The following is a 10026-nucleotide window of genomic DNA, read 5'->3' as shown; positions in this document are numbered from 1 at the left end:
GCCCGCGTCGACGACCGGCCGAGCGTTGTCGGCCGTGATGCCGCCGATCCCGACGGTCGGGATCGAGACCGAGTCGGCGATCGTGGCGATTCGCTCCGGACCGACTCCATCCTCGTCCGGGTCGACGTCCTTCGAGGACGTTCCGTAAACGGCTCCGACGCCGAGGTAGTCCGCCCCATCGGCTTCCGCCTCCCGCGCCTCCGCGACCGTCGACGCAGAACAACCGACGATCGCATCCGAACCGAGCAGGTCGCGGGCGACCGCGACCGAGAGGTCTGATTGGCCGACGTGGACGCCGTCGGCGTCGATCGCTCGCGCGATGTCGACCCGGTCGTTGACGATCAGATCGACGCCCGCCTCGGCCGTGAGTTCGCGCAGTTCGAGGCCGAGTTCGTACCGCGAGCGGGCGCTCGTCTCTTTCTCGCGCAGTTGGACGGCGTCGACGCCGCCGTCGACGGCCGCGCGAACGATTTCGGGCGTCGTCCGGTCGCCCGACAGCGACGCCTGCGTCACGAGGTAGGTCCGCCAATTCGAGGGATTCACGGAGGATATTAGTCGGTGTTCGCACTAAGCGGCTTCGGTCAGGTAGCCGTCTCGAACCGCCGTTCGACCGATTCAGTGGCGGAACGAACGGTCCACGTTCTTTGCGTTCCGCGACGTAGGGGCCGCCATGACGTTCGATCCCGACCGTGTGAGGACTGTCACGTTCGACTCCTACAGCACGCTCGTCGACGTCGACGCGACCGCGGCTGCTCTCGCGGAGCACGCGGAGATCGACGATCCGGCCCCTATTTCGCAGACCTGGCGGGAGCGGTCGATGCAGTACACGCTCGTCGCGAACCACCTCGAGGAGTACGAGACGTTCTACGAGATCAACCGCGACGCGCTCGCGTACGCCCTGGCGGCCCACGGGATCGACCTCCCGGCCGAGGAACGCGAAGCGATCCTCGAGGTCTATCACGAGCTCGAGGTCTTCGACGACGTTCGGGAGAGCGTCGAGCGGTTGCACGAGGCCGACTACGATACGTACGTTCTCTCGAACGGCGATCCGGCGATGCTCGAGTCGATGGTCGACCACGCCGGAATCGACGACCTCCTCGTCGATACTATCAGCGCGGACGAACTCGAGACGTTCAAACCCGATCCAGATCTGTACCGTCACGCAGCCGGACGGACGGGGACGCCGATCGGGGAGATCGCCCACGTCTCCGCGCTGTGGTTCGACGTTCAGGGGTCGATCCACGCGGGGATGCAGGGCGTCTGGCTCGACCGAAAGGGGAACCCCTGGGAGCCCTTCGGCGCGGAGCCGGACCTGATCACCGAGGGGCTCGGGGAGCTGGCGAATCGACTGGACTGTTGAGTCGTCAGACGGCTGAATCGGGTCGGCTGGAATCAGGACAGCTCGAGCACGTCCTCGCCCGACCGCACGAGTGATTCCCAATCGTCGTCCTCGCGAACCGTCGGAAACGAGCGCGGGCGCTCGGGCGTCGCGGGTTTCTCGGCGAGCGGCCGCCGCCACCAGGCAACGTCCTGCCACTCGCCCTGCGTGTAGCCGATTCCCGGAAAGTCGACCAGCCGCTCGAATCCCATCCGCTCGTGGAACCGCTCCGTTTCGGGATTGGGGACCGTCGTCACGGCGTAGGCGTCGCGGATTCCCTGTCGCTCGAGGACGGCGAACAGCGACTCGTAGAGCGCGCGGCCGACACCCGTCCGCCGGGCCGAGTCGGCGACGTAGATCGAGAGCTCGACGACCCACTCGTAGGCGCGGCGCTTCCGCAGCGGCCCCGCGTAGGCGTAGCCGACGACGTCGCCAGCGATTTCGCAGACGAGCCACGGATGGCGCTCGAGGGTGGACTCGATCCGATCGGTTATCTCGGCCACCGACGGAACGGTCTCTTCGAAGGTGACCGCCGTCGACTCGCAGAAGGGCGCGTAGATATCGCGGACGGTAGCCGCGTCCGCCGGGGTTGCAACGCGAATGAGCGCGTCGGATGCCATGGTCGAGGTTGCCGCGTCCCCGAAATAAATCCGCTGAAGCGACTCGAGTGATCCGTTTCATTCTCGGCACTACATCAGCGCAGCCGTGTGATCCCCGATCTCGGACCGGTAGGCAGTGATATAGTAGCTACTGACAGTCACTGCACACCTGATCGCACGACGGGAGCGCAGTTCGGAGCGAGGCGCGGTTCGGAGCGAGGCGCGGTTCGGAGCGAACAGAGTGAAGCGAGAACCGCGAGGACGCGAACGGAGAGCGAAGCGAGCCGTGAGCGAACAGAGTGAGCGAGAACCGCGGATTCTGCGAGCAGTGTGTGGATCGTTTCAGTGGCTACTATAGTCGGTGGAAACTGGCTCGAGAAGGATCCGTTCGTCCGTCGTATCTTCATCTTATGACCAGAGACACTTAAAGCGAGAGCGGGACGAGCCGGCCAGCCACGAGAAGCAGACCGTTGTGACTGCCGAATAGCGCTATCTGAGAAGCGCGTTCTCCCGTCATATCTTCATCTCGTGACTATAACGTAAACGACGAATTCCGGGCCAGGTGACCGAATCAGCGTCCTCGAGGAACGAAGCGACCAGCTGTGTCGGTTATTTCTGGGAGGTTGTGCGGGTACGGTGACGGAATCACAACTCCCATATCGGGCGCAGGGAGTATCTGGTTGCGAATGCAGTACGCGACTATCGTCCTGTCGCCGAGTCCCTCGAGTCAACCGTTGCAACGCGAGGTCGAGCACTGATCGATGGCCGATCTACTCGGTATCTTCGGCTCCGCGATCGGCCCGATCGTCGCTATCGCGGCCGTCGGCTACGTGCTGGCCACGGTCAAGGAGATCGATCCGGAGCCGCTGAACACGGCTGTCGTCTACGTGTTAGCACCCGCGCTGGTCTTCCACAGTCTCGCCGTCACCGAGCTCGAGGCAGCGACGCTGCTGCGAGTCACGGTCGGGATCGGTCTCTTCACCGCGGCGATGTGGGGGATCGCCGAGGTCGCCGGTCGCGCCATCGGCGAGCGGGAGCCGGCGCTGAGCGGCCTCGTCCTCGTCGCGATCTTCTGTAATTCGGGAAACCTCGGTATCCCCGTCTCCGACTTCGCGTTCGGCGAGGTCGGCCGCCAGACGGCCGTCCTTTTCCTCTCGGTCCAGTCCGTGCTGATGTACACCGTCGGCGTCTACGTCGCCTCCCGGAGCAGCGGATCCGCCGGCCTCGAAGGCGTTCGCCGCGTGTTCTACATTCCGCTGGCCTACGCCGTTATCGCGGCACTGCTCGCGCGAGCGCTGGATATCGTCCCGCCCGCCGACACGGCGGCGATGGAGACGCTGCAACTCGTCGGCGACGCCTCGATCCCGCTGATGCTGCTCATTCTCGGCATTCAGCTCGCGAGAGCCGATACCGCATCCGCAGCCTCTCGAGCCTGGCCCGCGACGGCGCTCAAGATGGGCCTCGCGCCCGTCGTCGGCCTCGGTATCGCGCTTCTGATCGGCTTCGAGAACCCGACCGTCGCGCGCGTGTTCGTGCTCGAGACGGCAATGCCGGCCGCCGTGACACCGCTGATCCTCGTCATCGAGTTCGCCGGCAGCGCCCGCTCGGAGGGCGTACTCGTCTCCGAGTACGTCTCGACGTGCGTATTCCTGACGACGGTGCTCGCGATTCCGGTGCTGACCGTTCTGATCGCGATACTGCAGTCCGGTGTGATACTCTGAGGGAACCAATCAGCACTCGTCGATCCGCTCGGCTCGGAGGGAGACGCTCGCATCACACCCGGACGATACTGTGAGAAATGGGAGGGAGGGATACACTTGCGGGGTCGCCGTACACCGTCGATGCACCGCAACGGGGACGCGTTGCATCTGGGAGCTCATTCACGCTATGCGATCCCGTAAGTGTGCGAGTATCTAGCACGATCCGACATAAATACGTTAGCCCGAAACGGTAGCGGACCGGCGAACTCGAGAGATAGTGGTGTGGGTATCGTTCGCATGTATAGGTCGGCCCAAAGACTATGCGAACGGTCCACACACGTTCGATTGATCTGCGTCCGGCGTCGACTACTGGCCCGGAGGCGGATCAAGCTGACACACCGTCGCCGAATCTGCTACTGAGACGAACGGAGGAAGCGAACTGGGGCTTTCAACCCCTTTTCACGAGTCGGTTCCGGACGAGACGCGCGAGCAGCGGCCGTCTCGAGAAGACGATGGAGAACGAATAGCAGAGAACAGCGGCTGCGAGGCGGCGTCGGTCAGTGCCCCTGATCGTGGGGGTTGAGCGCCGTGCCGTAGTTCTCGGCGTGGTCGGTGTACTCGATGAACCGCGGGGCGTCGGGGTCGAAGGGGCGCTCGAGGCTCTCGAAGGCCTTCTTCTTGTCCCAGCCCTGGAGTTTGCCGACCGCGGACTTGTCCTCGAGGTCGTGGTAGTCCAGGTTCGGCTCGGTCAGCTCCCACGCCTTCATCCCCTGCTCGGTCCGGATGATGACGCTCGAGTACTCGTCACTCGAGCCGACGGAGCCGACGGTGATGTCCGAACAGAAGCCGGTGAAGTCGGCACACTCGTCGCAGCCCTTGAGGGCGGCGTCGTGGAAGTTCTCGATATCCTCCTCGACGATCATCTCGCCGTCGTGATCGTAGACCATCATCTTTCCGTTGAGGACGTCCATCTTGCCGATCTCCGACGGGGAGATGCCGCGTTGTTCCTCCAACTGCTCGCCCATGAGGCTGTGGTAGTTGAAGTTCTTGGTACACATCAGCGCGATCGTGTAGTCGACCGCGCGGATGCCCTCGTTCTGGGCCTGATAGTCCCATTCGAAGTCCTGTAGGGCACGGATTCCCTCGATCTCACACGGCGTCCCGACGATCGCGATGCTGAGTTCGTCCCAGGACTTGTCGGGGAGCTTGTGCTCCCACTGATCCAGGTCGAGATTCCCCAGCGCCATCGTCTGGTTGTAGACGGTTCCGGCGTTTTCGATGAGGTCCTCGGTCGTCGTCGCGAGGTAGCTCTCGGCCTTCCACTCCTCTTCCTCGCTCTCGGTGGCGACAAGCGCGCCGTCGATCTCGCCCTCCTCGAGCAGCGTCGCGAGGACGCCGGTGACGACGCCGCCGTCCTGGGCGTTGTCGGTCCAGTCGTCCTCGACCTTCGCGGAAAACTCCGTGATCGGGTCGCCGGCACCCTTGACGTTGTCGTCGCCGCCGGTGATCTTCCACTGGCGCTCGTAGCGCAGGCCGCCGCGGGGACAGAAGTCCCAACACATCGAACAGCCGGTGCACATCTTGACGAGTTCCGGCTCCCCATCGTCGCCGATCCCGATCGAGTCCGACGGGCAGGCGGCGACGCAAGTCCCACACTGGATACAGCGACCCTCGTCGATGACGGCCTCGTCCAGTTCCATGAACCAGGTCTTCTCGTCCGGCGTCTCGATGTCGTTCATCTGCGACCGGATCGAGTACTCCGGCGTCTCGAGGTCGACGCCGTCGGGAATCCCGACGCGTGCGTCGGGGGAGCCGTTATCGACGTCCTGACTGACGTTCTCGGCGGGCTCGGTGAACTCGAGGTCGCCGAGCTCGCCCATCTCGTCGACGTTTGCCACGCCCGCACCGTCAGTTGCGACTTGCGGCGTCTCCGACTCGGCGTCGGCACCGGTCTTCTCGCCGCAGGTGCAGGTGTTCGGCGAGCAGCTATCGCCGCTGCTGGCATCGCCGGAACCACTGCCGCCGTCGGTGCGAATTGCACCCTCTCGAGCGTGATCCGTGTTCTCTCGAGAACGGGACGCGCCGCCGCTGGCTTCGGGAACCATCACGGCGTCGTCATCGTCGCTCGATTCGGGAACGTGCGGGAAGCGACGTTCGTCCTCGCGGCTCTCGTGTCGCTCCGCTCCCGCTCGCTTCTTCGAGGACTCACTGCGTTCGTCCTCGCTATCAGTCCCCATGGGCAACACCCCGTGCAACCGGCGCGTCCGCCCCTTGCATGATCGTCCGGAGTCGCTCGTTGTCGACGCCGCGACACCACTCGTAGAACTTCTCGCCGTCGGCGCGATCCGCGGCATAGGCCTCGAACAGCTGCTCGAGGGCAGGGATCACGGAGTCGGCAGGTACGGCGTTCTCGACCCAATCGAGGAACTCGTTGTCGGCTCCCAGCGAGCCGCCGAGACCGAAGTCCATCCCTTCGACGATATTGTCGCCCTCGGCGTTGGTACTGTTCTCGTCCTCGAGTTTGACGGTCTCGCCGCGGAAGCCGATGTCGGCGATCTGGGGCTGGGCACAGGAGGCCGAGCAGCCGGACATGTGCATCCGGATGGCCTCGATGTCGTCGGGCACGTTGATGCGCTCGTCGAGTTCGCGGGCCCAGCGCTTGGTACGCTTTTTTGTCTCGATGATGGCGTAGTTACAGAACTCGCTGCCCGTACAGCCGACCGCACCGCGGGAGAACGGCCCCGGATCGGGGCTGTACTCCTGAGCGAACGGCTCCGCGAGGAGGTCGTCGACGTTCTCGTCGGGGATGTGCGTGACGAGGAAGTTCTGGTCGGTCGCGAGGCGCACGGAGGCGTCCTCGGTGCCGTACTTTTCAGCGGCGCGGGCGGCAGCGGCGAACTCGTCGCCGCCCATCCGGCCGGCGATGACGTTGAAGCCGACGTAGTTGAGCCCGTCCTGTTTCTGGTCGTGGACGCCGACGTGGTCGCCCTGATAGCCGACGGTCAGGTTCTGGCCGCCGGTCGGCAGGTCGATCGTAGAGCGGTCTCGGACGGCCTCCTCGAACTTCTCGGGACCGAGCTGTTCGACGAGGTAGCGCATGCGGCAGACGCCACGGTTGTTCCGGTCGCCGATCTCCTTGAACGTCTGAGCGACGGCGCGGCAGAACTCGACGGCGTCTTCGGGCTTGATGAAGACGTCGAGTTCGGATCCCATCCGGGGACCGTCGGAGAGGCCGCCGCCGACGCGAGCGTGGAAGCCGTAGAGGTGCTCGCCGTTGACCTCCTTCTTCGCGGGGACGAGGCCGACGTCGTTGATCTGGGACTGCGCGCAGTCGTGAGCGCAGCCGGTGATCGTGATCTTGAACTTCCGCGGGAGGTTGGCGTACTCGCGGTTCTCGGTGAAGAAGTCCGAGACGGCCTCGATGACCGGCTGTGCGTTGAAGCACTCGTGGTCGTCGAGTCCGGCCGCGGGACAGCCCAGGACGTTCCGGGCGGAGTCACCGCAGCCCTGGACCGTCGTCAGGCCGACCTCGTCGTAGCGGTCCCACATCTCGGGGACGTCCTCGACACGGATCCAGTGTTTCTGGATGTCCTGACGGGTCGTGATGTCGAGATAGGCGTCACCCCAGAGTTCGTTCTGCTCCTCGCCGCCGTACTCCTCGGGGGCGACTGCGAGGTCGTCGGTGACCTCGCCGATCACTTCGGCCTGCTCGGGCGTGAGCTTCCCGCCCGGCACTTTCGTCCGGATCATGAAGTAGCCCTCCTGCTTCTGGGCGTACATGCCGGCCCACTTCAGGCGCTCCCACTCGCCGCCGCCCGCGCGCTCTTCGATTTCCTCGAAGGAGAGATCCTCCTCGGCGTACTCGTACACGTCGTCGATGACGTCGAGGGGATGTTTCTCCTGTTTGTGTTGTTCGACTGTATTCACGCGGACCACCGCCGCCGAGAGGTCTCGGCAGCTACTCGACCTTGCATACTATCGTGAAGGACCATTGGGTAGCGGGTAATAACACCCCACACCTATACACTCCCGTAACTCGGCGAATCATGACGTGGGTCGGCCACTCCAGTAAATATTGCCTCAACGTGCGGCGACGAACGATCGGATCAGTCGGAGACGGACAGCCAACAGTTCGATACGAACCGGCTCGAGCCGATACCGGCAACGGTCCCGCCGACAATAGCGGCGATTATATCCGGTAACGCGTGATCGCGGCGTCGGTCCGGTTCGATCACTCACCGACGAGGCATCCCGTCCGCCCTCAGCTCAAACAGGCCACGAGTTCTCCCTGCCGTCGCGGGTCGGGCTCGAGTGAGAGGTCCTCGGCGACGCCGTCGTATCGCGCCCGGAGAACGAAATTCTCGTCGATGTAGTACGTAACGCGGACGTCCCACTCGTCGCGCGGATCGACAGCTGACTGTTGGGTACCCAACGTCAGGTCGTACCGAATCGCCACCATGACCGCGTCAGCGTTCGTAGACGACCCGATCGCGGCCGTCCGATGGTCACTGCGGCGAAGGTCGAAGGTCCGTGTCTCGTTTCCAAACTGGACGATAAACGCGTTCTGTCGGTACGCTCGCTCGAACTCGGTCACGTACTCGGCCGCGCTGTCCACCAGCGACGGCGGCGGCGATCGGTCCGACGAATCGCCCGCCTCCTTGGAACCGCTCCCCGACGGGAGTGACGGATACGTCCGGAACTCGAGCGCATTGTCGTCCGTCGACAGGCGCGGCTCGGGACGCGTCACTGACCGGCAGTCGTACCAGTCGGCAGGGACGGATCCGGACTCGAGCGGCGGTCTGTTCGCGGTGTTCGATACGTGCTCGAAACCCCCCGTCGCGACCGCGGCCGTGGTCACAACTGACGCGAGGAGCGCACGTCGAGACCGAGGGCGGTTCATGTGTAAAGATCTCAGACGTTCAATAAGTGTCTTCTGAAATAGTACCAAACTGGGACGGCGATGATCGCAGGCCGGCGGCCTATTCGTCGGCCAATAACCGATCGGCCATCTCGTCGGGATCGAACCGTTCCAAATCGTCGTACCCCTGTCCGACACCGAGGAACAGGATCGGTTTCCCGGTAACGTGAGCGACCGAAATCGCCGCACCGCCGTTGGAGTCGGCGTCGGCTTTCGTCAGAATCGCGCCATCGATTTCTGCCGCTTCGTTGAACTCACGGGCCCGGTTGACCGCGTCCTGTCCGGCGACGGCCTCGTCGACGAACAGCGTCATATCGGGATCGACGACGCGACCGATCTTCTCGAGTTGGTCCATCAGACCCTCGTCGGTGTGGAGTCGGCCCGCGGTGTCGCCCAGCACGATGTCGACATCGTTGGCCTCGGCGTACTCGACGGCGTCGTACAGCACTGCGGCGGGATCGCCGCCCTGTTCGTGGCTAATGCACTTCGTACCCAGGGCGTCGGCGTGTTCCTGAATCTGCTCGTTCGCTCCCGCACGATAGGTGTCGCCGTTCGCCATCACCGTCGAGTAGCCGCGTTCCTCGAAGTAGCGACTCAGCTTGGCGATCGAGGTCGTCTTTCCGACGCCGTTGACGCCGGTGAAGATGATGGTGACCGGCTTGTCCGCAGCGGCGATCCGCTCGTCGAAGTCGAACTGTCCGACGCTGATCACGTCGTAGATCGCGTTGCGCAGGGCCTCCTCGACGACTGCGCCCGTCGAGGTCGTGAAGGTCCGGGTCTCGCCGACCAGTTCGTCGCGGATGTTGTCGAGGATTTCCTCGGCGACGCCCATCTCGACGTCGCTCGAGAGCAGCGCCATCTCGAGTTCGGAGAGCGGACCCTCGAGGTCCTCCGCCTCGATGACGAACTTCCCCTTGACGAGGGACTTGGCCTTCGTGCCGAACCCGGTCGAGTTGCCGCCGTCATCCGCGTCCGCAGTCTCGTCGTCGACGACCGGTTCGTCCTCGTCGACGGTCGATTTCTCGTCACCGGCCGCCGCATCGACCGAGTCCTCCTCGACGGCCAACTCTCCGGCGGACGCCGCCGTCTCGGTCGGCTCCTCGTCCGGCGTCGCCCCAGCGGCCTGCTCCGCCTCGGGAGTCGCCTCGTCCGATTCCGGTTCGGCGTCGTCAGACGACCCCGTAAAGAGGGATCTCGCTCTGGCACCGAGGCCGATCCGTCCGCCGTCGTCGGCATCTCCGTCCTCATCGACGGCCGATTCCTCGTCGGAAGTCACCGTCTGGGCCGGCTCCGCATCGGGAACCGCCTCGTCCGCGACCGAATCGGACTCGAGGAAATCGGGGTCGGAATCGGTCGCCGGCTCCTGCCCGGCGGACTCGGCCGCGTCGGCAGTGGCGGATTCGGTCGTCGCGTCCGGCCCCGATTCCGCTT

General features: G+C 64.5%; 8 protein-coding genes. 2 read left to right on the top strand and 6 right to left on the bottom strand.

Annotation, left to right across the window (positions count from 1 at the left end; translation table 11 throughout):
- Positions 1-543: thiamine phosphate synthase (thiE, locus tag PGX04_RS29305; RefSeq protein ID WP_273741718.1), on the bottom strand; the 543-nt coding region annotated here is incomplete at its 3' end.
- 127 nt (positions 544-670) lie between these two features.
- On the opposite strand from thiE, the gene PGX04_RS29300 reads away from it, so the two are divergent.
- A complete protein-coding gene (locus PGX04_RS29300; protein ID WP_273741717.1) occupies positions 671-1360 on the top strand; it encodes a haloacid dehalogenase type II in 690 nt (229 codons plus the stop codon).
- A 32-nt stretch (positions 1361-1392) separates the two neighbouring features.
- Here PGX04_RS29300 and PGX04_RS29295 read toward each other — a convergent pair whose 3' ends face one another.
- A complete protein-coding gene (locus PGX04_RS29295) occupies positions 1393-1998 on the bottom strand; it encodes a GNAT family N-acetyltransferase (protein WP_273741716.1) in 606 nt (201 codons plus the stop codon).
- 740 nt (positions 1999-2738) lie between these two features.
- Here PGX04_RS29295 and PGX04_RS29290 point away from each other — a divergent pair.
- Positions 2739-3698 carry an AEC family transporter gene (locus PGX04_RS29290; protein ID WP_273741715.1) on the top strand — a complete coding sequence of 320 codons (960 nt, stop codon included), beginning with the start codon at positions 2739-2741 and terminating at the stop codon, positions 3696-3698.
- Positions 3699-4234: 536 nt separating this feature from the next.
- On the opposite strand, the gene PGX04_RS29285 is transcribed toward PGX04_RS29290, so the two are convergent.
- The 4 genes from PGX04_RS29285 to ftsY all read right to left on the bottom strand — a co-directional run.
- On the bottom strand, positions 4235-5914 hold the full coding sequence (locus PGX04_RS29285) for a Coenzyme F420 hydrogenase/dehydrogenase, beta subunit C-terminal domain (RefSeq protein WP_273741714.1): 1680 nt from the start codon (positions 5912-5914) through the stop codon (positions 4235-4237).
- Positions 5904-7604 (bottom strand): nitrite/sulfite reductase, encoded by a 1701-nt coding sequence (locus PGX04_RS29280; protein WP_273741713.1) that lies wholly within the window; start codon positions 7602-7604, stop codon positions 5904-5906. The genes PGX04_RS29285 and PGX04_RS29280 overlap by 11 nt, the downstream gene beginning before the upstream one ends.
- Before the next feature lie 334 nt (positions 7605-7938).
- On the bottom strand, positions 7939-8577 hold the full coding sequence (locus tag PGX04_RS29275) for a hypothetical protein (protein WP_273741712.1): 639 nt from the start codon (positions 8575-8577) through the stop codon (positions 7939-7941).
- Positions 8578-8656: 79 nt separating this feature from the next.
- A partial coding sequence (ftsY, locus tag PGX04_RS29270) for a signal recognition particle-docking protein FtsY (RefSeq protein WP_273741711.1) occupies positions 8657-10026 on the bottom strand: 1370 nt, incomplete at its 5' end.

It is taken from the genome of Natrinema soli (assembly GCF_028618695.1).
This window is presented reverse-complemented; position numbering and strand designations above follow the sequence as displayed.

Excerpts from the sequence above, each read along its gene's own strand:
- PGX04_RS29295 (WP_273741716.1), bottom strand. The coding sequence starts at position 1,998 with ATGGCATCCGACGCGCTCATTCGCGTTGCAACCCCGGCGGACGCGGCT.
- PGX04_RS29300 (WP_273741717.1), top strand. The coding sequence starts at position 671 with ATGACGTTCGATCCCGACCGTGTGAGGACTGTCACGTTCGACTCCTAC.
- PGX04_RS29275 (WP_273741712.1), bottom strand. The coding sequence starts at position 8,577 with ATGAACCGCCCTCGGTCTCGACGTGCGCTCCTCGCGTCAGTTGTGACC.
- PGX04_RS29290 (WP_273741715.1), top strand. The coding sequence starts at position 2,739 with ATGGCCGATCTACTCGGTATCTTCGGCTCCGCGATCGGCCCGATCGTC.
- PGX04_RS29285 (WP_273741714.1), bottom strand. The coding sequence starts at position 5,914 with ATGGGGACTGATAGCGAGGACGAACGCAGTGAGTCCTCGAAGAAGCGA.